The following is a 23,208-nucleotide window of genomic DNA, read 5'->3' on the forward strand; positions in this document are numbered from 1 at the left end:
GCGGCCGGCGGGGTCAGTGACCTGACCGGGTCCGACGGGCACGGCCGACCGTGCTGCAGCCGTCAGCCCGCGCGGGTCGCCCCACCCGGGACGGGCAGCTCGGCCCAGACGATCTTGCCGCCGGGGAGGGGGCTGGAGCCCCAGTGCCGCGCGAGCGCCGCGACGATCTCGACGCCACGGCCGTCGACGGCCTCGACGCCGGCGTCGCGCCGCGAGAGGGGGAGCTCGCTCGCGTCCTCGACGCCGATGCGCAGGCCACCGCGGCGCTGGTCGACGACCGCCCGGAACGGTGAGTGCGCGTGGCGCAGGGCGTTCGTGGCCAACTCGGAGACGATGAGGGCGGCGTCGGCGGCGACCTCGTCGTGGCCCCACGCCCGCAGCACGTCGACGACGAAGTGGCGCGCGGCCGGCACCGACTCGGGCGCGGGGAGGTAGACCCGCGAGCAGGCGTGCCCCGGCCCGTCACCCGTGCGGTCGTCACCGACGGCAGCACCCCGGCCGGCCACGGCGCGGCCGGTTCGCGGGGCGGCGGCACGGTAGGCCGGGGGCAGCAGGTCGGTGTGCAGGTCGCAGATGCGCCGCACGTCGACGAGCTCGGCCTGCTCGAAGCTGTCGGTGGGATAGGAGCAGAGCAGCGAGAAGTCGTGCCGGCGGAGCAGCTCGTTCCAGTGCAGCTCGAGCTCGATGGCGGCCTCGACCTCGCCGACCGCCCAGAGCAGGGCGACCATCTCACCGAAGATGCGCACCGGTCGGCTGCCGGCCCCGGCCCGCTCGAGCGCCTCGCTGACGAGCGGGGTGAGTCGGGCCAGGTCGAGGTGGCCGTCGACGAAGAAGCGCCGCAGGGTGTCCTCGGCGTCGAGCACGAGGAACCGCCCCGACACGCTCTCGGCGTCCGGGTCGTGGCCCAGGGCGCGCAGTCGCGCGTCGACGGCCGTGCGGTGCGCCCCGGTCGCAACGACGATGACGCACTCGTCGGCGGCCCAGCCCGTCGCGACGAAACTCGCGACCGCGTCGATTCCGTCGGTGTCGAGTGCATAGAAGGTCACTGCATGGCCCCGCCGCCACGGGGTCACGCCGCCAGGCGACATGCGGATCATCGTACGCCGGTCCGCGCACGCGTGGCTGAGCGGTTTGCGCCGCGTCCCGACGGCATACGTCGGGGGTGCGCCCCGAGTGGTCGAGCGAGGTCACCCGCTCGGCTCAGGGGGCGGCGGCAGGGACGGGCGCCGCCGGCGACGCGGGCGCGACGGCGGGCCAGGCGACCGTCAGCTCGCCGACGCGCCACCGGGACGGCCCGTCGAGCAGCGGCCACGACCGCGCGACGTCCGCGGCGGCGGCCAGGAACCGCTGCCGGGCACCCCAGGACGCCTGCGCGGCGCTCCGGGCCCAGGCCCGGTCGAGGTCGGTGAGGAAGGCGTGGACCGGCTCGCCGGGCACGTTGCGGTGGATGAGCGCCTTGGGCAGGCGCTCGGCGACGTCGGACGGACGCTCGAGCCCGCGCAGGCGGAGCGAGATGGTCAGGCTGACCGGGCCGGTGGCCTCGACGGCGACCCACGCGGAGCGCCGGCCGATCTCGTCGCACGTGCCGTCGACGAGCAGGCCGTCCGGCGCGAGGCGCTCCTGCACGCGCTGCCACGCCGCCGGCACCTCGTGCTCGGCGTACTGGCGCAGCACGTTGAAGGCTCGCACGACGGTCGGGCGCGCACCGTCGTCGAGGGGCACCTCGAAGCCACCGAGCCGGAAGGTCAGGCCCTCGTGCTCGAGCGCCCGGCCGGCGGCCACGCGCTCGGGATCGATCTCGATGCCGACGACCTGCACGTCGGCCCGCACCGGCCGGAGCCGCTCGTGCAGCTCGACGGCCGTCACCGGCGAGGCGCCGTAGCCGAGGTCGACGACCACGGGCGGCGTCGGGCTGCGGCGCAGGCGCCAGCCCTGCGGGCCGGCGATCCACCGGTCGCAGCGGCGCAGGCGGTTCGGGTTCGTCGTGCCGCGCGTGATGGTGCCGACGGGGCGCTGGCGGGGAGGCACCGTCGCAGGCTACGCGGACCCCCGCGGTTCGAGGTATTCCACGGTCACCGGCGACCGTGGAATACCTCGAACCGGCCGTGTGGTTGAGTCGAGGAGCAGCCGCAGACGGGCGGCGGACGAGGCGGGAGCAGGGATGCCGGTGGCGCAGGACCCCAGGCGGGTGGCCATGATCAGCGTGCACACCTCCCCGCTCGAGCAGCCCGGCACGGGCGACGCCGGAGGCATGAACGTCTACGTCGCCGAGACCGCCCGGGAGCTGGCCGCGCGCGGCGTCGAGGTCGACATCTTCACCCGCCGCACCTCGAGCGAGACCCCGGTCGAGGCCGAGCTGGTGCCCGGCGTGCGGGTGCGCCACGTGACGGCGGGCCCCTACGAGGGTCTGGCCAAGGAGGACCTCCCCGGCCAGCTCTGCGCCTTCTCCGCCGGCATCATGCAGGCCGGCCTGTCGGTGCCCGAGGACCACTACGACCTCGTGCACTCGCACTACTGGCTCTCGGGCCAGGTCGGCTGGCTCGCCGCGGACCGCTGGCGGGTGGCCCTCGTGCACACGATGCACACCATGGCGCGGGTCAAGAACCGCCACCTCGCGACGGGCGACGCCCCCGAGCCGCGCGGCCGCGAGATCGGCGAGGTGCAGGTCGTCGAGGCGGCCGACCGCCTCATCGCCAACACCGACGACGAGGCGCGCGAGCTCATCGAGCTCTACGACGCCCCGCCGAGCACGGTCTCGGTGGTCCCGCCCGGCGTCGACCTGTCGACCTTCACCCCGGGCGACCGGGGTGCGGCCCGGCGCGAGCTCGGCCTCCCGCCCGACGGCGAGGTGCTGCTCTTCGTCGGCCGCATCCAGCCGCTCAAGGCGCCCGACGTGCTGCTCCGGGTGGCCGGCGAGCTGCTCGTGCGCGACCCCGCCCTCCGGGCCCGGCTCACCGTGGCCGTCGTCGGCGGCCCGAGCGGCAGCGGCCTCAGCCGACCGCACGAGCTCGAGGAGCTGGCGCGGACGCTGGGCATCGAGGACGTCGTCCGCTTCGTGCGGCCGGTCGACCGGGCCCGGCTCGCCCAGTGGTACCGCGCCGCCGACCTCGTGCTCGTGCCGAGCCACTCCGAGTCGTTCGGCCTCGTCGCGGTCGAGGCGCAGGCCTGCGGAACCCCGGTCGTCGCGGCGCGGGTCGGGGGACTGCCGACCGCGGTCGGCGACGCCGGCGTGCTCGTCGACGGGCACGCGACCGCCGACTGGGCCACGGCCGTCGACGGCCTGCTCCGGGACGCCCCACGGCGGCTCGAGCTCGGGGCGGCCGCCGTCGCGCACGCGGCCCGCTTCGGCTGGGGCGCCACGACCGACCGGCTCCTCACCGTCTACCGTCAGGCCATGCGCGAGCGAGCGAGCGGCACCGCCGAACCATCCGTCGACGAGCCCCTCGCGCTGGCCGGCGTGCCGACGGCGGTCATCCCGTGAGCGCGCCGGCGACGGCGGAGGGCACCGGCCCCGCGGCCGACGCGGCGGCCCGCCTGACGGCATACCTCGGCTCGGTGGGTCTCGAGTGGGAGCTCGGCGGCCGTCCGGGGGAGTTCGTCGTGACGCTGCCCGGCGAGAAGAAGCTGAAGACGGTCGTCTCGGTGCTCGTGCGCGACCGCACGACGAGCCTCAGCGCGTTCGTCATCCGCAACCCCGACGAGAACCACGAGGCCTTCTACCGCACCCTGCTGCGCAAGAACCTCCGGCTGCAGGGCGTCGGCTACGCCATCGACGGCGACGGCGACGTCTACCTGCGGGGCGAGCTGCCCACCGTCGCGGTCGAGGCCGACCAGCTCGACCAGCTCTTCGGCATCGTGCTCTCCGCGAGCGACGACGTGTTCAACGAGCTGCTCGCGCTCGGATTCCTCGGCTCGATGCGCAAGGAGTGGGCCTGGCGGGTCTCGCGCGGGGAGTCGACGCGCAACCTCGACGCCTTCCGTCACCTGCTGGACGACGCCGCCGACGGCTGAGCGGCGCTCGCTAGGCTGGCGGGCATGACCTACACGCTCGTCCTCGTCCGCCACGGCGAAAGCGACTGGAACGCCAAGAACCTCTTCACCGGCTGGGTCGACGTCGACCTCACCGACAAGGGCCGCGCCGAGGGTGTGCGCGCCGGTCAGCAGCTGAAGGACGCCGGCATCCTGCCCGACATCGTGCACACCTCGCTGCTGCGCCGGGCGATCACGACCGCGAACCTCTCCCTCGACGCCGCCGACCGGCACTGGATCCCGGTCAAGCGCGACTGGCGCCTCAATGAGCGCCACTACGGCGCGCTGCAGGGCAAGGACAAGAAGCAGACGCTCGAGCAGTTCGGCGAGGAGCAGTTCATGCTGTGGCGCCGGTCCTACGACGTGCCGCCGCCGCCCATCGAGGCCGACGACGAGTTCTCGCAGCACGGCGACCCGCGGTATGCCGGCCTCGGCGACGCGATGCCGGCCACCGAGTGCCTCAAGGACGTCGTCACCCGACTGATGCCCTACTGGGAGAACGAGATCCAGACCGACCTCGCCGACGGGCTGACCGTCATGGTCGCCGCGCACGGCAACTCGCTGCGCGCGCTCGTCAAGACGCTCGACGGCATCTCCGACGACGACATCGCGGGGCTCAACATCCCGACGGGCATGCCGCTCGTCTACGAGCTCGACGCCTCGTTCAAGCCCGTCACCCCGGGTGGGCGCTACCTCGACCCCGAGGCCGCCCGCGCCGCGGCCGAGGCCGTCGCCAACCAGGGCCGCTGACCGGCCCCCAGCACCGTCGAAAGGCCACTTCGTGCGGGTGGTCGAACATCGAAAGGCCACTTCTCGTCGCGAGAAGTGGCCTTTCGACGTGTCCCGACCCGCAGAGAGTGGCCTCTCGACGGTTAAGGATGGGGTCAGGCGGGGGTGCCGCGCTCGATCTGGGTCATCACGTCGGCGTCCTCGTCGTCCTCGTGGTCGAAGCTGACGTCGGAGTCGTACTCTCCCGTGACGAGGTAGACGACGCGGCGCGCGACCGACACGGCGTGGTCGGCGAAGCGTTCGTAGTAGCGCCCGACGAGCGTCAGGTCGAGGATCGAGCTGCGCGACCAGCTCGTGTTCTCGTCGAGCAGCGCGGCGAAGAGCTCGCGGTGGAGGTCGTCCATCGCGTCGTCGTCCTTCTCGAGCGCGATGGCCGCGGCGACGTCCTTGCTCGCGATGATCGAGCCGCACTTGGCGACGATGGCCTCGGCCACCTGTCCCATCTGGAGGATGTGCGCGCGCAGCTCGGGCGGCACGGCCGAGTCGGGCGTGCGCAGCCGGGCGACCTTGGCGACGTGGCGGGCGAGGTCGCCCATCCGCTCGAGGTCCGAGCTCATGTGCATGGCCGTGACGACGATGCGCAGGTCGGTCGCGACGGGCTGCTGGCGGGCCAGCAGGTCGATCGAGAGCTCGTCGAGCTCGACGCGGATGTCGTCGAGCTTGCGGTCGGCCTCGATGACCGACTCGGCGAGGTGCACGTCGGCGTCGAGCAGCGCGATCGTGGCGCGCGAGATGGCCGACCCGGCGAGGCGGGTCAGCTCGACGAGCTGGTCCGAGATCTTGTCGAGGTCCTCGTGGAACTGGTCGCGCATGGTCTTCCTGTCGGTCGCGGTCGGGCCGGGCTGCGGGACAGCCTGCCACCCGCGGGGCGAGCGTGGCTGCGATCGCGCGCGGGACGGCATCCGTCGTGGGGCGTGCGCCCCGTGCTGCGAGCAGGCTCGCAGGGGATCGTGAATGGGTGGGGGCGCTCAGGTGAACAGTCGGTTCGCGCCGCGCACGACGCACCCCGGCATGGTTCGAGCGTGCGCGGGCGATGCGTACGCTGAGTGACGTGGACCCGACGACCGCGGCAACGCTCGGTGGCATCGCCGGCCTCGCCCTCGGCGGCGTGGCGCTGGTCGCCGTGCGTCTCTCCGACCGCTCGACCGCGGCCGAGGCGCCGGCCCCGGCCGACCCGCCGCTGCCACCCGGCGTCGGCGAGGTCATCGCCGTGCTGCGCTCGAGCGGCATCCTCGTCGACTCCTCCGACCGCGTCGTCAACAACTCCCCGGCCGCCGTCGCCCACGGGCTCGTGCGCGGCCAGGAGCTCGTGCACCCCGAGCTGCTGCACCTCGCCCGCTCCGTGCGGCGCGACGGCGTCATCCGCGAGGCCGAGCTCACCCTGCAGAAGGGCATCGGCGAGGGGCGCCTCGTCGTCGCGGCGCGCGTCGCACCGCTCGGCGCCGACCACGTGCTGCTGCTCGTCGAGGACCGGTCCAAGGCCGCCCGCGTCGAGGAGATCCGCCGCGACTTCCTCGCCAACGTCAGCCACGAGCTCAAGACCCCGGTGGGTGGCATCTCGCTGCTCGCCGAGGCCATCGTCGACGCGCACGACGACCCGGAGGCGGTGGAGCGGTTCGCCCGGCGGATCAGCGTCGAGTCGACCCGCCTGACGCGCCTCGTCAAGGAGATCGTCGAGCTCTCGCGGCTGCAGGGCGCCGACGTCATCAAGGACCCCACCCTCATCGACGTCGGAGCCTGCGCGCAGGACGCGGTCGAGCGGAGCCGACTGCTCGCCGAGGAGCACCGCATCGAGCTCGTCACCGCCGTCGAGGAGGGCTGCGAGGTGTGGGGCGACGCCGAGCTCGTCACGACCGCCGTCAGCAACCTCGTCGGCAACGCCGTCGCCTACTCGGAGAACGACACCCGCGTCGGGGTCACGGTGCGGCGCGGCCGGCCCGGCCTCGTCGACGTCTCGGTCACCGACCAGGGGCTCGGCATCGCACCGGACGAGCAGGAGCGCATCTTCGAGCGCTTCTACCGCGTCGACTCCGCGCGCTCGCGGGCCACCGGCGGCACCGGCCTCGGCCTGGCGATCGTCAAGCACGTCGCCGACAACCACGGCGGGCACGTCTCGGTGTGGTCGGAGCAGGGGCGCGGGTCGACCTTCACGATCGAGCTGCCCGCCGCCAACGCCTCCGCGCCGATCGAGCCCGCCCGGTCTGCGGAGCCTGCCCGGCCGGCAGAACCCACCGCCGAGCCCGCCGAGCCCGCCGAGCCCGCCGAGCCCGCCGAGCCCGCCCAGCCCACCGGCACCCGACCGTGACCCACCCCGACCCGAACCGTCCGAGCCACCCACCGCACGCTGCGCTGCCCGACCGAGAGGCCTGACTTGAGCCGCATCCTGATCGTCGAGGACGAGGTGTCGTTCTCCGACCCGCTGTCCTACCTGCTGAAGAAGGAGGGCTACGACGTCGCCGTGGCCGAGACCGGCCCCGACGGCCTGGCCGAGTTCGACAAGAACGGCGCCGACCTCGTGCTCCTCGACCTCATGCTCCCCGGGCTCTCGGGCGTCGACGTGTGCCGCGCGCTGCGGCAGCGCTCGTCGGTGCCGGTCATCATGCTGACCGCCAAGGACAGCGAGATCGACAAGGTCGTGGGCCTCGAGATCGGCGCGGACGACTACGTGACCAAGCCCTACTCGAGCCGCGAGCTGCTCGCCCGGGTCAAGGCCGTGCTGCGCCGCCTGGCCGAGCCCGAGGACCTGCTCCCGTCGACCCTCGAGGCCGGCCCGGTGCGCATGGACGTCGAGCGCCACACGGTGAGCGTGCAGGGCCGCTCGGCCTCGCTGCCGCTCAAGGAGTTCGAGCTGCTCGAGATGTTGCTGCGCAACTCCGGCCGGGTGCTGACGCGGATGCAGCTCATCGACCGGGTGTGGGGGAGCGACTACGTCGGCGACACCAAGACCCTCGACGTCCACATCAAGCGCCTGCGGGCCAAGATCGAGCCCGACCCCGCCAACCCGGTGCACATCGTCACGGTGCGTGGCCTCGGCTACAAGTTCGAGGCCGCCTGACGCCCTGCCGCAGGCCCCACCCGGACGACGCACGACGGCCGGCCCACCGTGGGGTGGGCCGGCCGTCGGCTGCGTGGAGCGGGGTGGAGGGGCGTGGGCTCAGCTGCCCGTGGGCGCCGGCGTCACGGTGGAGTAGAAGTCGGTGGCCGGCAGCAGCGGCACCTGCGCGACGGCCGTGCCGCCGGTGTTGGAGATGACCGTCACCGGCACGAGCGCGCCCGGCTTGCCCTTGACGTCGCTCAGCTGCAGGCCCTTGTCGGCCAGGTTGACCTGCTGGCGCGGCGAGAGCTCCACCTCGGAGCCGCTGGGCGGCGTCGTGGCGCTCGGGTCGCCCTGCGGGGCGATCTGCACGGTCATCGACTCGTCGCCGAGGTTGACCGCCGACCCGCTGATCATCGCGGTGCCGTTGCCGTCGCCGACGAGGACGAGGTCACGCAGCGCGAGGTCCCCGACGGTGACGGGCACGCCGTCGGCCGGGACGTAGGCCACGTCGGTCTGGACGGGGGAGTTGACCTGGCAGCCGGCCGTGACGACGGCGAGGGCGACGCCGGCGAGGACCGCCGGGACCCGACGGCGGGACGGTCGGCGCGGGGTCAGGGCGGGGATTCGACGCTTCACGGGCGACAGCCTACCGGCGGGCGGTCGCGCACACCCGCGCACCCGCCCGCAAGCCACGTGCGGGCCCCCGCGGGCGCGCCGGCAGGGGTGCGCCCAGCACGCCGACGGCGGATCTGTCAAGACGGCAAATCCGGCGTCCTCGACGGTCGCACCGGCTCTGACCTGCGCAGATGCCGGATCCTGAGATCGCGATGTGCACGTTCTCGTGATAATCTGGAGGTCGCGAAAGGGGAAAACAGCACATGGTTTTCAAGGTCGGCGAGACGGTCGTGTACCCCCACCACGGGGCTGCACTGATCGAAGAGATCAACACACGCACGATCAAGGGAGAGGACAAGCTCTACCTCAAGCTGAAGGTCGCCCAGGGTGACCTGACGATCGAGGTGCCTGCCGAGAACTGCGACCTCGTGGGTGTCCGCGACGTCGTCGGGCAGGAGGGCCTCGACCGCGTCTTCGAGGTCCTGCGCACGCCGCACACCGAGGAGCCGACCAACTGGTCGCGTCGCTACAAGGCGAACCTCGAGAAGCTCGCGTCGGGTGACGTCATCAAGGTCGCCGAGGTCGTGCGCGACCTCTGGCGTCGTGACCAGGACCGTGGCCTGTCGGCCGGCGAGAAGCGCATGCTCGCCAAGGCCCGTCAGATCCTCGTCTCCGAGCTCGCGCTCGCGGAGAAGACCGACGAGGAGAAGGCCGAGACGATCCTCGACGAGGTCCTCGCGTCCTGATTCGAGCGGGATCCTGAACAACGAGACCGGAGCCGGTCGCGTCGGCGTCATCGTCGTCGCGGCCGGCTCCGGTTCGCGTCTGGGGGCCTCGGTGCCCAAGGCGTTCGTGCCCCTCGCCGGGGTGCCCCTGCTGGGGCACGCCCTGCGGGGGGCGCTGTCGTGCACGGCCGTCGCCGAGGCGGTCGTCGTGGCGCCCGCCGCGCACCGCGCCGAGGCGCAGGCCCTCGCCGAGCAGGTATGCCGTGAGCTGGGGTCCACCGTGCCCGTGACCGTCGTCGTCGGCGGGGCCGAGCGCGGCGACTCCGTGGCCGCGGGCCTCGCCGAGCTCGGCGAGGCCGTCGAGGTCGTGCTCGTCCACGACGCCGCGCGGTGCCTGACCCCGGTCGCGGTCTTCGACCGGGTCGTCGCGGCGGTGGCCGCGGGCGCGGGCGCCGTCGTGCCCGGCACCGTCGTCGTCGACACGGTCAAGCAGGTCGACGAGCAGGGGCTCGTCGTCGCGACTCCCGACCGGGCCACACTGCGGGCGGTCCAGACCCCGCAGGGCTTCCGGCGCGACCTGCTCGAGCGGGCGCACGCCGTCTCGAGCGACGCCACCGACGACGCGGGGCTCGTCGAGCGCCTCGGCGAGCGGGTCCTCGTCGTCGACGGCGACCCGCGGGCCCTCAAGGTGACGACCCCGGCCGACCTCGAGGCCGCCGCCCGCCTCCTCGCCACCTGACCCGTCCCGTCCTCCCCGGTTCGATGTATCCGGCGGTCACGGGTGACCGCCGGATACATCGAACCGGGGGAGTGCCTATCCTCGGCAGCGTGACCCATCACAGCCTCGCGCAGACCCAGCCCCTCGCCCTCGTCACCGGTGGCGGCACCGGGATCGGGGCGGCCGTCGCGCGGCGGCTCGCGGCCGACGGCTTCGAGGTCGTCGTGGCCGGCCGGCGCCGCGAGAAGCTCGACGAGGTCGTCGCGAGCGTCGTCGACGCCGGGGGCAGCGCCCGCGCCGTGGTCATGGACGTGACCGACCCGGCATCCGTGCTCGGGGCCGTCGCGACGCTGGGTCGGTGCGACGTCGTCGTCAACAACGCGGGTGGGGCGCTCGGGGTCAGCCGCGTCGAGGACGGCGACCCCGACGAGTGGGAGCGGATGTACGCGACGAACGTCGTCGGCACGATGCGCGTCACCCAGGCCGTGCTGCCCCTGCTGCGCGAGTCGGCGCGGGCGACCATCGTCGACATCAGCTCCATCGCGGGCGAGCGGGTCTACGAGGGTGGCGCCGGCTACGTCGCGGCCAAGCACGGCACCTCCGTCGTCTCCGAGACGCTGCGCCTCGAGCTCAACGGCGAGAACATCCGGGTGATCGACCTCCGTCCCGGCATGGTGCGCACCGAGGAGTTCTCGCTCACGCGCCTGCACGGCGACCGGGCGGCGGCCGACAAGGTCTACGCCGACGTCGACCGGCCGCTCGTGGCCGACGACATCGCGGCCTGCGTCGGCTTCGTCGTGGGGCTGCCGCAGCACGTCAACATCGACACCATGGTCGTCAAGCCGGTGGCCCAGGCGGCCCCGCACAAGATCCACCGCGGCCCGATCGACTGGAAGGACGCCCGGTGACGCCGGTGCCGCTCGTCGGCGTCGGCGTGGACGTGCACGCCTACGCCCCCGAGGGGTCCGAGCGCGAGCTGTGGGTGGCCGGCCTGCACTGGCCGGGCGAGCGCGGCCTCGACGGGCACTCCGACGCGGACGTCGCCGCGCACGCGGCCTGCGACGCGATCTTCTCGGCCGCGGGCATCGGCGACCTCGGTGCGCACTTCGGCACGTCGCGTCCCGAGCTGGCCGGCGCCTCCGGCGTCACCCTGCTCGCCGAGGCCGCGCGGCTCGTGCGCGAGGCCGGCTTCGAGATCGGCAACATCGCCGTCCAGGTCGTCGGCAACGAGCCCAAGGTGGGCACCCGGCGCGCCGAGGCGCAGGCCGCGCTCGGGGCCGCCGCCGGTGCGCCCGTCTCGGTGAGCGGCACGACGACCGACGGCCTCGGCCTCACGGGCCGCGGCGAGGGTGTCGCCGCCATCGCGACCGCCCTCGTGGTCCCCGTTCCGCGCTGAGTCCGGCGATCCGGCGCGGGTCCCGCGACAGGTCGGGGGACCGAACCCGCACCGTGCGGCCGGGCACGGGTCGCGGGCGCGCGTTGCGTCCGGGAGGCCGGGACGTTTGGGTAGGTCATGGAAGGCCCCCACGGGCCGTACGTCCGCACGATCCACAGGAGTAGTCATGCCGCAGACCGTCAAGGGTGTCATCAGCCGCAGCAAGGGAGCCGACGTCGAGGTCGTCGACGTCGTCGTGCCCGACCCGGGGCCCGGCGAGGCGGTGGTCAAGATCGAGACCTGCGGCGTGTGCCACACCGACCTGCACTACCGCGAGGGCGGCATCAACGACGACTACCCGTTCCTGCTCGGCCACGAGGCCGCCGGCTACGTCGAGGCCGTCGGTGAGGGCGTCACCGACGTCGCTCCCGGCGACTTCGTCATCCTCAACTGGCGCGCCGTGTGCGGTCAGTGCCGCGCCTGCGCCAAGGGCCGGCCGTGGTACTGCTTCGCCACCCACAACGCCACGCAGAAGATGACCCTGACCGACGGCACCGAGCTGACGCCGGCCCTCGGCATCGGCGCCTTCATCGAGAAGACCCTCGTGGCCTCCGGCCAGTGCACCAAGGTGCCCGAGGCCGACGCCGCCGCGGTCGGCCTGCTCGGCTGCGGGGTGATGGCCGGCTTCGGCGCGGCCGTCAACACCGGTGGCGTCACCCGCGGCGACTCGGTCGCCGTCATCGGCTGCGGCGGGGTCGGCAACGCGGCCATCGCCGGTGCCCAGGTCGCCGGGGCCACGACGATCATCGCGGTCGACGTCAGCGACGCGAAGCTCGAGCAGGCCCGGCACTTCGGCGCGACGCACACGGTCAACAGCAAGGAGACCGACGCCGTCGAGGCGATCCGCGAGCTCACCGGCGGCAACGGCGCCGACGTCGTCGTCGAGGCGGTCGGCCGGCCGGAGACCTACGAGCAGGCGTTCTACGCGCGCGACCTCGCGGGCACCGTCGTCCTCGTCGGGGTGCCGACCCCCGACCAGCAGGTGACGCTGCCGATGATCGACATCTTCGGCCGGGGCGGGTCGCTGAAGTCCAGCTGGTACGGCGACTGCCTGCCGAGCCGCGACTTCCCGATGCTCGTCGAGCTCTACAAGCAGGGCCGCTTCGACCTCGACGCCTTCGTCAGCGAGCGGATCGGCCTCGGCGACATCGAGGCGGCGTTCGAGAAGATGCACGCCGGCACGGTGCTGCGCTCGGTGGTCGAGCTGTGACGACCTCGGGCGCCTACGAGCAGGTCACGCCCTCGCCGGGCGGGGTCCGCATCGACCACACGACGACCTCCGGCACCTTCAGCCTCGACGGCGGCACGTGGGACGTCGAGAACAACGTCTGGGTGGTCGGCGACGACGCCACGTGCGTCGTCGTCGACGCCCCGCACGACGCCGGGCCGATCCTCGAGCTCGTCGGTGACCGCCGGCTCACGCACGTGCTGCTCACGCACGCGCACGACGACCACGTCACCGTGGTGCCCGAGCTGCTCGCGGCCCACCCGGGCGCGGCGGTCGCGCTCCACCCGGCCGACCGGGAGCTGTGGGACCGCACGCACCCCGACCTCGCCCCGACGCAGGACCTCGCCGACGGCGACGTCGTGCAGGTCGGCGACGTCGAGCTGACGGTGCTGCACACCCCGGGCCACGCCCCCGGCGCGTGCTGCTTCCACGCCCGCGACCTCGGGGTCGTCCTCACGGGCGACACGCTCTTCCAGGGCGGGCCGGGCGCCACCGGGCGCTCGTTCTCCGACTTCCCGACGATCGTCGAGTCGATCCGCGAGAAGCTGCTCACCCTGCCGGTGGAGACGACGGTGCTCACCGGCCACGGCAGCGCGACGACGATCGGTGCCGAGAAGCCCGACGTCGAGGAGTGGATCCGCCGGGGCCACTGACGCGCGGTCCGCGCCACACGGCATGCGCGAGCGGGCGTATGCCGTGTGGCCGTGCCGGGCCCCACCCGCGGGCTCAGGTGCGGGGCGCGTCGCGCAGCAGGCTGATCTTCTGCCAGATCTTGCGGCTCATGCCGGTCGTGAGGTTCTCGATCTCGCTCACCGTGTCGAGCACGAGCGCGTCGGTGGACTCCTCGGCGCACAGGGCCGCCGCCTTGGAGGTCAGCGAGAGCAGCTCGGAGCAGTAGTCGAGGTAGAGCGCGTAGTCGCGCACCGACATCGTGCGCGGGCTCACCACCTCGTCGCCCGCGACCGTGGCCGGGCGCGGGTCGGGCAGCAGGGCGGCGGGGTCCTTGCTCATCTGGTGCATGTCGATGATGTGGGCGAGCGAGCGCAGGTGGTGCAGCCGCCGGATGAGGTCGTTGCGCACGACCCGGTCGGCGAGCGAGAGCAGGAACCAGATCGCGATGCCCGCGAAGACGAGGTCGTTGATGAGGCTCTCGACGACCGGCAGCCACTCGAACGCGGCGATCGACCCGGCCCGGTCGACGGCGTCGCGCACGGCGATGCCGACGGCGAGCACCGACACCGCGAGCACGACGACGATGAGCGCGCGCGAGGTCCAGACGAGGCTCGCGCGGCGCGCGGGGGCCCGGCGGCGCCGGTCGAGGAGCGAGTCGACGACCCGGCCGAGCTCCTCCGTGGCCGCGCGCAGCCCGGGGTGGCGCGGGAGGTAGCCGTCGATGCGCTCGCCGAGGTAGGCGATGACCGCGCGCACCTCGTGGCCGTCGAGTCGCTCGTAGCTCGTGAGCCGCGGTTGCGCCATGGGGCGAGCGTAGCCGCGGGGCGCGCGGGGGGAGGGGCGATCACGGGCGGGCCGGACGGCATCCGTGCTCGGGGTGCGGCTCGGTGCGCGCGTGGTCGGCTCGCGCGTGGTCGGGCGCCGGCCGACGCGCCGATAGACTGCGGCGGGTGAGCCTACGACTGTTCGACACCGCGACCCGGGAGCTGCGCGACTTCACGCCGCGCGAGGCGGGCAAGGTCGGCATGTACATCTGTGGCCTCACGACGCAGGGCGCCCCGCACATCGGGCACATCCGTTTCGCCGTCGCCTTCGACGTGCTGCGCCGCTGGCTCGAGACCGGCCACGGCTACGACGTGACGCTCGTGCGCAACGTCACCGACATCGACGACAAGGTGCTGCGCAAGGCCGCTGAGTCGGGCGAGGCGTGGTTCGCCCTCACGTACCGCAACGAGCGGCTCACCGCCGCCGCCCTCGACGCGCTCGGCGTCGTGCCCGCGACGTACGAGCCGCGCGCGACGGGCCACGTGCCCGACATGGTGACCCTGATGGAGACGCTCGTCGAGAAGGGCCACGCGTATGCCGCCCCCGACGGCAGCGGGGACGTCTACTTCGACGTGCGCTCCTGGCCGGAGTACGGCTCGCTGACGGGGCAGTCGATCGACGACATGGCGAACGCCGACGACGCCGACCCGCGCGGCAAGCGCGACCCGCGCGACTTCGCCCTGTGGAAGGGCCGCAAGGCCGACGAGCCCGAGAGCGCCTCGTGGCCGACCCCGTTCGGCGCGGGCCGCCCGGGCTGGCACCTCGAGTGCTCGGCGATGGCCCGGCGCTGGCTCGGCGACGAGTTCGACATCCACGGTGGCGGCATCGACCTGCGCTTCCCGCACCACGAGAACGAGCAGGCGCAGTCCCGCGCGGCCGGTCTCGGCTTCGCCCGCTACTGGCTCCACAACGCGTGGGTGACGGTCAAGGGCCAGAAGATGGGCAAGTCGCTCGGCAACGCCCTCGAGGTCGCGCACCTGCTCGAGGTGACGCGCCCGATCGTGCTGCGCTACTACCTGACGGCCGCGCACTACCGCTCGACGATCGAGTACCACGCGGGCTCGCTCGAGGAGGCCGCCGGCGCCGTCGAGCGCATCGAGGGCTTCCTGGAGCGTGCGGCCCGTCGCGGCGCCGTCGTGCCGGTGGACGCGGGGCAGCTGCCCGCCGCGTTCGTCGAGTCGATGGACGACGACCTGGGCGTCAGCGGGGCGCTCGCGGTCGTGCACGACACCGTGCGCGCCGGCAACAGCGCCCTCGACGAGGCCGACGACGAGGCCGCGCTCGCCGCAGCCGGCGCCGTCGTGGCCATGACCGACGTGCTCGGCATCAACCCGCTCGCCGCGCACTGGGGCAGTGGCGGTAGCCGCGAGGACGCCGCGGCCGAGCTCGCCCTCGAGGCGCTCGTGCGGGCCCAGCTCGACGCGCGGCAGACGGCGCGGCAGGAGCGCGACTTCGCGCGCGCCGACGAGATCCGCGACGCCCTGACCGCCGTCGGCATCGAGATCACCGACACCCCGTCCGGCGCCCAGTGGACGCTGGCCCGGCCCGCGCGCCCCGACGAGCCGGCCCACCCCACCACCAGCAGCGACACCCACGCCACCACCGTGCCGGCCCCCGGGGCCGAGAAGGACCAGGGCTGACATGCCAGGCAACTCCCAGCGCCGCGGCGCGATCCGCAAGAACACCAAGGGCGCGACCGTCGGCTCGGGCGGCCAGCGTCGCCGCGGTCTCGAGGGCAAGGGCCCGACGCCCAAGGCCGCCGACCGCGAGTACCACCCCGCCCACAAGCGGGCCAAGGTGGCGGCGAAGCGCTCGGGGTCCTCGGCCGGCGGCCGCGGCCCGTCGCGCTCGTCGTCGCGCTCCAAGGCCTCGAGCGAGATGGTGTACGGCCGCAACTCGGTGGTCGAGGCCCTGCGCGCCGACGTGCCCGTGTCGACGATGTACGTCGCGACCCGCATCGACACCGACGACCGCGTGCGCGAGGCGCTCAAGATGGCGACCGAGCGCGGGCTCGCGATCCTCGAGACCCCGCGCGGCGAGCTCGACCGCCTGACCGACGGCGGCGTGCACCAGGGCCTCGCGCTGCAGGTGCCGCCCTACGAGTACGCGCACCCGAGCGACCTCGTCGACCCCGAGATGCCCGGCATCCCGCTCGTCGTCGCGCTCGACGGCATCACCGATCCGCGCAACCTCGGCGCCATCGTGCGCTCCGTCGCCGCCTTCGGCGGTCACGGGGTCGTCGTGCCCGAGCGGCGCTCCGTCGGCATGACGGCCTCGGCGTGGAAGACCTCGGCCGGCGCGGCCGCCCGCATCCCCGTGGCGCGCGCGAGCAACCTCACCCGCGCGCTCGAGGAGTTCAAGAAGGCCGGCTTCTTCATCCTCGGCCTCGACATGGAGGGCGACGTCGAGCTGCCCGACCTCGCCCTCGCCACAGAGCCGCTCGTCATCGTCACCGGCTCGGAGGGCAAGGGCCTCTCCCGCCTCGTGCGCGAGACGTGCGACCAGATCGTCTCGATCCCGATGAGCTCGGCCGTCGAGTCGCTGAACGCCGGCCTCGCGACCGGCGTCACCCTCTACGAGATCGCCCGCCAGCGCCGCCGCTGACGCGCCGAGCAGGTATGCCGTGGGGCCGCGCCCCACGGCATACGTGCTCGTGGCGTGGTCGGGACAAGCGGCTCGGTGGCGTCCGGGAACTCTGCGACCCGCCCCGACGCTGGTCAGAGGGTGCTCGATAGAGTGCCGAGCAGGACGCACTACGGCACGTCGTAGGCGCTGACGGGCTGCGACGGGCAGCCGCACCGAGCGAAGGACTGGATTCGTGGCGAAGAGCAACCGCGCCGAGACGGCCGCCCGAGCGGCTCAGCTGCGGGCCCAGGAGGCCCGCAAGGAGCGTCAGCGCAAGCAGGTCATCGCGGCCGTCGTGGCGGTGGTCGTCGTCATCGCCGCCGTCGTCATCGGCGTCGTCGTCTCGAACCAGCCCAAGCCCGTGCCGGCGGCCACCGGGGGAGCGGCTGCGCTCGCGACCCTCGAGAAGCTGCCGGAGTCGGTCTTCGACAGCGCGCCCGCGCCCTCGCCGCAGCAGGCCCCGGCCAAGCTCGCCGGCGGCACGGCCCTCACCGAGGACGGCAAGCCGAAGGTGCTCTACATCGGCGCCGAGTACTGCCCGTTCTGCGCCATGGAGCGCTGGGCCCTCATCGGGGCGCTGTCGCGCTTCGGCACCTTCACCGGCGTCGGGCAGACGACGAGCTCGAGCACCGACGTGCACCCCGACACCCCGACGTTCTCGTTCAAGGGCTCGACGTTCGCGAGCGACGTCGTCGCGTTCCAGGCCGTCGAGACCCAGGACCGCGAGGGCAAGCCGCTCGAGACCCTCGACGGTGAGAACCTCGCGCTCTTCCAGAAGTTCAACCCCGGCGGCGGCATCCCGTGGATCACGTACGGCGGCACGCACGCCACCGACGGCGCCACGGTCGACGCGAACGCCTTCGAGGGCAAGACCTACGACCAGATCATCGCCGGCATCAAGGACCCCACCTCCGACATCGGCAAGACGGTCACCCCGGCCATCAACGTCATCACCGCGCAGATCTGCGCGCAGACCGACAACAAGCCGGCGAACGTCTGCACGAGCCAGGGCGTCTCCGCGGCGTCCGTGCTGCTCAAGCGGTGACGTCGTGAGCCCGCTGCGCGACGACGTCGAGGTGACCGGCAGCGCCGGCCCGGGGCCGGGCCTGCGGGCGCGGCCGGGGTGGCTCGCACCCGTCTCGGCGGGGCTCTCGGTCGTGGGGCTGCTCGTCTCGGCCTACCTGACCTTCGAGCACTTCACGGCGAACGCGACCCTGGCCTGCAGCATCGGCGGGGTCGTCGACTGCGCCAAGGTGACGACGAGCGCGTGGAGCACCTTCCTCGGCGTCCCGGTCGCGCTGCTCGGCCTCGTCTTCTTCGTCGGCTCGCTCGCCCTCACCGTGCCGGCCGCGTGGCGCCGCCCCGAGCGGTGGCTCGACGCCGCCCGCCTCGGGTGGCTCACGGTCGGGCTCGCGATGGTGCTCTACCTCGTGTGGGCCGAGCTCTACCGGATCAACGCGATCTGCCTCTGGTGCACGGCCGTGCACGTCGTGACGTTCCTGCTGTGGATCGTCGTGCTCTTCGGCCAGATCCTCTCCGGCCCCGCCGACGAGGACGCCCCGGCGGCCTGAGCCACGCTGCCGGCCGGGCGATCAGTCGAAGCGGCTGATGACCGGCATCTCCTCGGTGTCGACGCCGAGGACGGCCTTCTCCTCGGGCTTGGCCGGCAGGACGGTCGCCACGTAGTCGCGCAGGGCGTCCTCGATGGGGGTGTCGTGGCCGGCGCGCTCGCTCATGTACCACCGGTGCTCGAGCACCTCGTGGAAGATCTCGGCCGGCTCGAGCCGGCCGGTGAGGTTGCGGGGGACGGCCCGCACGACCGGCTCGTAGATCTTCGCCAGCCAGTCGTGGGCGACGATCTCCTCGTCGTCGTTCTGGCGGTCGGTCGCGGCCGCGTAGGCGTCGAGGTCGTTGAGCAGGCGTCGGGCCTGGTTCTCGCCGACGTCGAGCCCGGTGAGGCGCAGCAGGCGGCGCGAGTGGTGGCCGGCGTCGACGACCTTCGGCGTGATGACGATCTCCGTGCCGCCGATGTCGGTCGTGATCGACAGCTCGTCGACGTCGAACCCGAGCTCGTTGAGCCGCCGGATCCGCTCGTCGACGCGCCACCGGTCGCCGAGCTCGAAGCGCTCCGTGCCGGTGAGGGCCTCCCAGAGCGTGTGGTACCGCTCGATGATCGAGGCCGACACCTCGAACGGGTCGGCGTGCTCCTCGAGGAACCCGCCGGCCGCGAGGTCCATCAGCTCGCCGGCGATGTTGACGCGCGCGATGTCGAGGTCGTGCTCGCGCTGCCCGTTCGAGAGGCGGGCGTGCAGCTCACCGGTCTCGGCGTCGACGAGGTAGGCGGCGAAGGCTCCGGCGTCGCGCCGGAAGAGGGTGTTCGACAGCGAGACGTCGCCCCACCAGAACCCCTCGAGGTGCAGGCGCACGAGCAGCAGCGCCAGGGCGTCCATGAGCCGCACGGCGGTGTCGGGCCGCAGGTTCTGGCTGTAGAGCGCGCGGTAGGGGAGCGAGAACTGCAGGTGCCGGGTGATGAGGCACGCGTCGAGCGGCTCGCCGTCGAGCGTCGTGCGGCCGTGCACGACGCCGAAGGGCTCGACGCTCGGCACGTCGAGCCGGCGCAGGTTGCGCAGCATGGCGTACTCGCGGTCGGCGATGTCGTCCTTGATCTCCTTGACCGCGAGCACGCGCGGGCCGAGCTTGACGAAGCGCACGACGTGCCGCGAGATGCCGCGGGGGAGCGCCGCGAGGTAGCTCTCGGGCCACTCCTCGAGCGGCGTCGACCAGGGCAGGTCGAGAAGGGCGGACTCGGAGGTGGCGGTGGTGATCTCGAGCGTCACGGGCTCATCGTGGCACGCGGGCGCGACAGGCGTCGATCGGCCCGCACGGCGCACGACGCCAGGGCGACGAAGAGCAGGGCGATGACGCCACAGTTGAGCAGGGTCGCGCCGAGGCCGATCGTGCCCACGTCGAGGAACGGGTAGGGGTACCAGTCGACGAGCGGCCCGAGCGCCAGGGTCGAGACGAGCCAGACGATCGGCCACGCCAGCGCCGGCAGCACGTCGTCGCGCGACACGCGCTCTCGCGGCCCGAAGGCGAGCCACCCGACGAAGGTGAGGAGCGGCACGACCACGTGCAGCAGCCGGTCGCACAGCAGGTTGAGCGGCGTGTAGAGGGGCGAGGGCGGCAGCGCGACGGCAGCCACGACGCCGGTCACCGTGATGCCGACGAGCGAGGCGAGGCGCAGGGCCCGGAAGAGGCGCGTCCCGGTGCGCTCGCGCAGGACGAGCCACATCGACACGGCCACGAGCAGGTTCGACTGGATCGTGAAGTAGCAGAAGAACCGCCGCACGCGCTCGACCGTCGCCACCTGCGTTCCCGCATCGGAGAGGACCGTCTGCCCAGCGATGATGAGCGCGAGCTGGAGCACGAGGGCGACGACGGCGACGGCGAAGGTGGCCGTGTGCCAAGGGCGCCCGAGTCTCGACCGGTTCACGCTCGTCAGCCTAGGGGCGGGTTCGACAGCGCACCAGTGCCGCTCACCCCAGGGAGGAGGTCGCGGGTGCTCTGGAGGAACACGAGCGGGCCGGCACCCTCGCAGGGTGCCGGCCCGACCGCATACGCAATCTCGTTGCGCCAGAGGCGCTCCGGGGTCAGTCGCCGACGCGCAGGCCCGACTCCGAGTTGAAGACGTGCACGTGACCGGCCTTGGGCTTGAGGTAGATCTTCTCGCCCTTCTCCGGGGGGCGACGGCCGTCGACGCGCGCGATGAACGGCACGGCGCCGGCGTTCTCGCCCGTGGCCTCGAGCAGCTTCTGGTCGGTCGAGCCGTAGATGTAGGCGTCGGCGCCGAGCTCCTCGACGACGTCGACGGTCACCGGGATGCCCGACTGGTCGGTCGAGAGCTCGAGGTCCTCGGGACGGACACCCAGCGTGACGTCCTTGCCGACGGTCGAGAGGTCCTCGCGCGTGATCGGCACGGTGTGGCCGTGCAGGTCGATGCCGCCCTCGGTGACCGGCGCGTGCATGAGGTTCATCGCGGGGGAGCCGATGAAGCCGGCGACGAAGACGTTGGCCGGGTGGTCGTACATGCGGCGCGGGCTGTCGCACTGCTGCAGGATGCCGTCCTTGAGCACGGCGACGCGGTCACCCATCGTCATGGCCTCGACCTGGTCGTGCGTGACGTAGACGGTCGTGACACCGAGACGGCGCTGGAGCGAGGCGATCTGCGTGCGCGTCTGGACGCGGAGCTTGGCGTCGAGGTTCGACAGCGGCTCGTCCATGAGGAACACCTGGGGCGAGCGCACGATCGCGCGGCCCATGGCGACGCGCTGGCGCTGGCCGCCGGAGAGGGCCTTCGGCTTGCGGTCGAGGTAGGGCGTGAGGTCGAGGATCTTGGCGGCCTCCTCGACGCGCTTGCGGATCTCGCCCTTGTCGACGCCGGCGATCTTGAGCGCGAAGCCCATGTTGTCGGCGACCGTCATGTGCGGGTAGAGCGCGTAGTTCTGGAACACCATCGCGACGTCGCGGTCCTTGGGGGACAGGTTCGTCACGTCGCGGTCACCGATGAGGATGCGTCCGCCGTTGACCTCCTCGAGGCCGGCGAGCATGCGCAGGGAGGTGGACTTGCCACACCCGGAGGGACCGACGAGGACGAGGAACTCCCCGTCCGCGATCTCGATGTTGAGCTTGTCGACTGAGGGGACCGGGTTGCCGGGGTACTGCCTCGTCGCGTTGTCGAACGTCACTGTTGCCATGGCTTCATTGCCTTCCTTCACCGGCAGGAACGTGCCGGACGATCCGTTGTAAAGGTGGTGCCCGCCCGGGTGAGCAGGCACGGTCATCATGGCCCATGGGCGAGTCCTTGACCACCCCCGTCCCACCTCGTCCCACGACGTGGGGCGAAACGGACGGTGGACGCGCCGTGTCCAGAACGTTGCAAAAACTTGCTGCAAGCGGGTGGCCGCTGTCTGCAACTTCTTGCTACATTCCGGGTCACCGGTGGCGGCGTGTGCCACCTGGCTTCAAAGGAGAATCCATGCACAAGCGTGCCTACGGCGCAGTCGCCCTCTCGGGCGTCGCCGCTCTGGCTCTGAGCGCCTGCGGCGGGTCCAGCCCCGCCCCCACGGCCTCCAGCTCCGCCGCCCCGTCGGCGAGCGAGACGAGCAGCGTTCCCGCTGCCGCCCCCACGACGACCGGTGCGCCGGTCCGTGACGCCAACGTCGACCTCGTCATCTGGACGGATGCCGACCGTGCGGCGACCGTCAAGAAGATCGCCGACAAGTTCGGCGAGGAGAACGGCGTGTCCGTCTCGGTCCAGGTGGCCGTCGACACCCGCCAGCAGTTCAAGGACGCGACGAAGGTCGGCAAGGGTCCCGACATCGTCGTGGGCGCCCACGACTGGCTCGGCGAGCTCGTCCAGGAGAACACGGTCGCCCCGATCGCCCTCTCGGCCGACACGGCCGCGAAGTTCTCCAAGCCCGCGATCGCCGCCGCCAAGTTCAACGGCCAGAACTACGGCGTCCCGTACGCCGTCGAGAACATCGCGCTGATGCGCAACACCGACCTCGCCCCCGACGCGCCCAAGTCCATGGACGAGCTCGTCAAGATGGGCAACGAGATCAAGGCGAAGAGCGGTGGCAAGGTCACCAACGTCCTGATCCAGCAGGTCGGCAAGACCGGCAACGCGTACTACACCTACCCGTACCTCAGCGCCTTCGGGGGCGGCATCTTCGGCCAGTCCGCGGACGGTGGCTTCGACCCCAAGAAGGTCCTGGTCAACAGCGCCGGCTCCATCAAGGGTGCCGAGGTGCTCGCCGACCTCGGCAAGCAGAAGATCCTCTCGACCAACGTCGGTGACGACAACGCCGAGGGCCTCTTCGACGCCGGCAAGGCGCCGTTCTTCATCACCGGCCCGTGGGCGACGACGAACGCCAAGAAGGCGAACATCAAGTACGCCATCAGCAACCTCCCGACGCTCCAGGGCGGCGGCCAGATGCAGCCGTTCCTCGGCGTGCAGCTCTTCTACGTGTCCGCGAAGGCCAAGAACGCCTCCATCGCGCAGGAGTTCGTCACGAACTACATCACGAAGAAGGACGTCCAGCTCGAGCTGTTCAACGCGCTCGGTCGCCCGCCGGCCCTCACCGAGGCCCTCGACGAGGTCGCTGCGTCCAACGCCGACGTCAAGGCCTTCTTCGAGGCCGGCAAGGACAGCAAGCCGATGCCGAACATCCCCGCGATGAACTCGGTCTGGGGCCCGCTGGGTCAGGCCTCCGCCGACGTCATCTCCGGCAAGGACCCGCAGGCCCGCTTCGACGCGGCCCAGAAGGAAATCGTCGCGAACATCAACAAGGGCTGACGCCCTCGGCGGTGGGTGGCCGGCCAGCCCCAGGCTCCGGCCACCCACCCCCTCGATGCCGATCTGCCTCTGACGAGGACGGCATCCGGCCCGGGCCGCGACGAGACGCCGGCCCGCACCATCGGCCAGACCGCCGGAGCCGTCGTCGCTCCGGG

24 protein-coding genes are annotated in these 23,208 nt (G+C 72.6%); 16 read left to right on the plus strand and 8 right to left on the minus strand.

The annotated features are described in order from the left end of the window. Positions 1–62: 62 nt before the first annotated feature. Positions 63–1,046, minus strand: a complete 984-nt coding sequence (locus ABD979_RS04805) for an MEDS domain-containing protein (RefSeq protein WP_345506300.1) — start codon at positions 1,044–1,046, stop codon at positions 63–65. 154 nt (positions 1,047–1,200) lie between these two features. Then, positions 1,201–2,028 carry a class I SAM-dependent methyltransferase gene (locus ABD979_RS04810; protein WP_345506301.1) on the minus strand — a complete coding sequence of 276 codons (828 nt, stop codon included), beginning with the start codon at positions 2,026–2,028 and terminating at the stop codon, positions 1,201–1,203. A 166-nt stretch (positions 2,029–2,194) separates the two neighbouring features. Here ABD979_RS04810 and mshA point away from each other — a divergent pair, with 166 nt between their 5' ends. From mshA to ABD979_RS04825, 3 genes are read left to right on the plus strand one after another with little or no spacing between them, the layout of a single operon-like run. Continuing rightward, entirely contained in the window at positions 2,195–3,481 is a 1,287-nt protein-coding gene (mshA, locus tag ABD979_RS04815; RefSeq protein WP_345506302.1) for a D-inositol-3-phosphate glycosyltransferase, read from the plus strand. After that, positions 3,478–4,011 (plus strand): type III secretion system chaperone family protein, encoded by a 534-nt coding sequence (locus ABD979_RS04820; RefSeq protein ID WP_345506303.1) that lies wholly within the window; start codon positions 3,478–3,480, stop codon positions 4,009–4,011. Before mshA ends, ABD979_RS04820 begins: the two co-directional genes overlap by 4 nt. Positions 4,012–4,035: 24 nt before the next feature. Further along, positions 4,036–4,779 (plus strand): phosphoglyceromutase, encoded by a 744-nt coding sequence (locus ABD979_RS04825; RefSeq protein ID WP_345506304.1) that lies wholly within the window; start codon positions 4,036–4,038, stop codon positions 4,777–4,779. 134 nt (positions 4,780–4,913) lie between these two features. Here ABD979_RS04825 and phoU read toward each other — a convergent pair whose 3' ends face one another. Further along, positions 4,914–5,630: a phosphate signaling complex protein PhoU gene (phoU, locus tag ABD979_RS04830; RefSeq protein WP_345506305.1), complete on the minus strand. Its 717-nt coding sequence runs from the start codon at positions 5,628–5,630 to the stop codon at positions 4,914–4,916. Between the two features lie 239 nt (positions 5,631–5,869). Here phoU and ABD979_RS04835 point away from each other — a divergent pair, with 239 nt between their 5' ends. Further along, on the plus strand, positions 5,870–7,123 hold the full coding sequence (locus ABD979_RS04835; protein ID WP_345506306.1) for a sensor histidine kinase: 1,254 nt from the start codon (positions 5,870–5,872) through the stop codon (positions 7,121–7,123). A gap of 66 nt (positions 7,124–7,189) precedes the next feature. Beyond that, on the plus strand, positions 7,190–7,873 hold the full coding sequence (locus ABD979_RS04840; protein ID WP_345506307.1) for a response regulator transcription factor: 684 nt from the start codon (positions 7,190–7,192) through the stop codon (positions 7,871–7,873). Positions 7,874–7,972: 99 nt separating this feature from the next. Here the strand turns inward: ABD979_RS04840 and ABD979_RS04845 are convergent, their stop codons facing one another. Next, positions 7,973–8,491, minus strand: coding sequence for a hypothetical protein (locus ABD979_RS04845; protein ID WP_345506308.1), 519 nt, complete (start codon positions 8,489–8,491; stop codon positions 7,973–7,975). 242 nt (positions 8,492–8,733) lie between these two features. On the opposite strand from ABD979_RS04845, the gene ABD979_RS04850 reads away from it, so the two are divergent. The 6 genes from ABD979_RS04850 to ABD979_RS04875 all read left to right on the plus strand — a co-directional run bounded on the left by ABD979_RS04850 (position 8,734) and on the right by ABD979_RS04875 (position 13,229). Next, on the plus strand, positions 8,734–9,216 hold the full coding sequence (locus ABD979_RS04850; protein ID WP_030199704.1) for a CarD family transcriptional regulator: 483 nt from the start codon (positions 8,734–8,736) through the stop codon (positions 9,214–9,216). Between the two features lie 91 nt (positions 9,217–9,307). Continuing rightward, complete coding sequence (gene ispD / locus ABD979_RS04855) at positions 9,308–9,934, plus strand: 2-C-methyl-D-erythritol 4-phosphate cytidylyltransferase (RefSeq protein WP_425583910.1); 627 nt, start codon at positions 9,308–9,310, stop codon at positions 9,932–9,934. An 89-nt stretch (positions 9,935–10,023) separates the two neighbouring features. Next, a complete protein-coding gene (locus ABD979_RS04860; RefSeq protein ID WP_345506309.1) occupies positions 10,024–10,821 on the plus strand; it encodes an SDR family oxidoreductase in 798 nt (265 codons plus the stop codon). Beyond that, positions 10,818–11,309: a 2-C-methyl-D-erythritol 2,4-cyclodiphosphate synthase gene (ispF, locus tag ABD979_RS04865; RefSeq protein WP_345506310.1), complete on the plus strand. Its 492-nt coding sequence runs from the start codon at positions 10,818–10,820 to the stop codon at positions 11,307–11,309. The genes ABD979_RS04860 and ispF overlap by 4 nt, the downstream gene beginning before the upstream one ends. Positions 11,310–11,475: 166 nt before the next feature. Then, a complete protein-coding gene (locus tag ABD979_RS04870) occupies positions 11,476–12,558 on the plus strand; it encodes an S-(hydroxymethyl)mycothiol dehydrogenase (protein WP_345506311.1) in 1,083 nt (360 codons plus the stop codon). Beyond that, positions 12,555–13,229: an MBL fold metallo-hydrolase gene (locus ABD979_RS04875; protein ID WP_345506312.1), complete on the plus strand. Its 675-nt coding sequence runs from the start codon at positions 12,555–12,557 to the stop codon at positions 13,227–13,229. The genes ABD979_RS04870 and ABD979_RS04875 overlap by 4 nt, the downstream gene beginning before the upstream one ends. 73 nt (positions 13,230–13,302) lie before the next feature. On the opposite strand, the gene ABD979_RS04880 is transcribed toward ABD979_RS04875, so the two are convergent. Beyond that, the gene (locus ABD979_RS04880; RefSeq protein WP_345506313.1) at positions 13,303–14,052 is read right to left on the minus strand and encodes a hypothetical protein; all 750 of its coding nucleotides are present in this window, start codon (positions 14,050–14,052) and stop codon (positions 13,303–13,305) included. A 146-nt stretch (positions 14,053–14,198) separates the two neighbouring features. Here ABD979_RS04880 and cysS point away from each other — a divergent pair, with 146 nt between their 5' ends. The 4 genes from cysS (at position 14,199) to ABD979_RS04900 (ending at position 18,269) form a co-directional block, all read left to right on the plus strand. Then, complete coding sequence (gene cysS / locus ABD979_RS04885) at positions 14,199–15,713, plus strand: cysteine--tRNA ligase (protein WP_345506314.1); 1,515 nt, start codon at positions 14,199–14,201, stop codon at positions 15,711–15,713. Position 15,714: 1 nt separating this feature from the next. Continuing rightward, the gene (gene rlmB / locus ABD979_RS04890; RefSeq protein WP_345506315.1) at positions 15,715–16,677 is read left to right on the plus strand and encodes a 23S rRNA (guanosine(2251)-2'-O)-methyltransferase RlmB; all 963 of its coding nucleotides are present in this window, start codon (positions 15,715–15,717) and stop codon (positions 16,675–16,677) included. Positions 16,678–16,891: 214 nt separating this feature from the next. Continuing rightward, a complete protein-coding gene (locus ABD979_RS04895; RefSeq protein WP_345506316.1) occupies positions 16,892–17,743 on the plus strand; it encodes a DUF929 family protein in 852 nt (283 codons plus the stop codon). Positions 17,744–17,747: 4 nt separating this feature from the next. Beyond that, positions 17,748–18,269 (plus strand): vitamin K epoxide reductase family protein, encoded by a 522-nt coding sequence (locus ABD979_RS04900; RefSeq protein WP_345506317.1) that lies wholly within the window; start codon positions 17,748–17,750, stop codon positions 18,267–18,269. A gap of 21 nt (positions 18,270–18,290) precedes the next feature. Here ABD979_RS04900 and ABD979_RS04905 read toward each other — a convergent pair whose 3' ends face one another. The 3 genes from ABD979_RS04905 to ABD979_RS04915 form a co-directional block, all read right to left on the minus strand. After that, on the minus strand, positions 18,291–19,535 hold the full coding sequence (locus ABD979_RS04905) for a DUF4032 domain-containing protein (protein ID WP_345506318.1): 1,245 nt from the start codon (positions 19,533–19,535) through the stop codon (positions 18,291–18,293). After that, complete coding sequence (locus tag ABD979_RS04910) at positions 19,532–20,191, minus strand: Pr6Pr family membrane protein (RefSeq protein ID WP_345506319.1); 660 nt, start codon at positions 20,189–20,191, stop codon at positions 19,532–19,534. The genes ABD979_RS04905 and ABD979_RS04910 overlap by 4 nt, the downstream gene beginning before the upstream one ends. Before the next feature lie 157 nt (positions 20,192–20,348). Beyond that, on the minus strand, positions 20,349–21,452 hold the full coding sequence (locus tag ABD979_RS04915) for an ABC transporter ATP-binding protein (RefSeq protein WP_345506320.1): 1,104 nt from the start codon (positions 21,450–21,452) through the stop codon (positions 20,349–20,351). A 281-nt stretch (positions 21,453–21,733) separates the two neighbouring features. Here ABD979_RS04915 and ABD979_RS04920 point away from each other — a divergent pair, with 281 nt between their 5' ends. Next, a complete protein-coding gene (locus ABD979_RS04920) occupies positions 21,734–23,053 on the plus strand; it encodes a sugar ABC transporter substrate-binding protein (RefSeq protein WP_345506321.1) in 1,320 nt (439 codons plus the stop codon). The last annotated feature ends 155 nt before the right edge of the window (positions 23,054–23,208 follow it).

The sequence above is a fragment of the Terrabacter aeriphilus genome, from assembly GCF_039542985.1.
Lineage (GTDB): Bacteria > Actinomycetota > Actinomycetes > Actinomycetales > Dermatophilaceae > Terrabacter > Terrabacter aeriphilus.

Bases quoted from the DNA above. Each gene is read 5' to 3' on its own strand.
- ABD979_RS04870 (WP_345506311.1), top strand. From the start codon at position 11,476: ATGCCGCAGACCGTCAAGGGTGTCATCAGCCGCAGCAAGGGAGCCGAC.
- phoU (WP_345506305.1), bottom strand. From the start codon at position 5,630: ATGCGCGACCAGTTCCACGAGGACCTCGACAAGATCTCGGACCAGCTC.
- mshA (WP_345506302.1), top strand. From the start codon at position 2,195: ATGATCAGCGTGCACACCTCCCCGCTCGAGCAGCCCGGCACGGGCGAC.
- ABD979_RS04880 (WP_345506313.1), bottom strand. From the start codon at position 14,052: ATGGCGCAACCGCGGCTCACGAGCTACGAGCGACTCGACGGCCACGAG.
- ABD979_RS04915 (WP_345506320.1), bottom strand. From the start codon at position 21,452: ATGGCAACAGTGACGTTCGACAACGCGACGAGGCAGTACCCCGGCAAC.
- ABD979_RS04850 (WP_030199704.1), top strand. From the start codon at position 8,734: ATGGTTTTCAAGGTCGGCGAGACGGTCGTGTACCCCCACCACGGGGCT.
- ABD979_RS04920 (WP_345506321.1), top strand. From the start codon at position 21,734: ATGCACAAGCGTGCCTACGGCGCAGTCGCCCTCTCGGGCGTCGCCGCT.
- rlmB (WP_345506315.1), top strand. From the start codon at position 15,715: ATGCCAGGCAACTCCCAGCGCCGCGGCGCGATCCGCAAGAACACCAAG.
- ABD979_RS04825 (WP_345506304.1), top strand. From the start codon at position 4,036: ATGACCTACACGCTCGTCCTCGTCCGCCACGGCGAAAGCGACTGGAAC.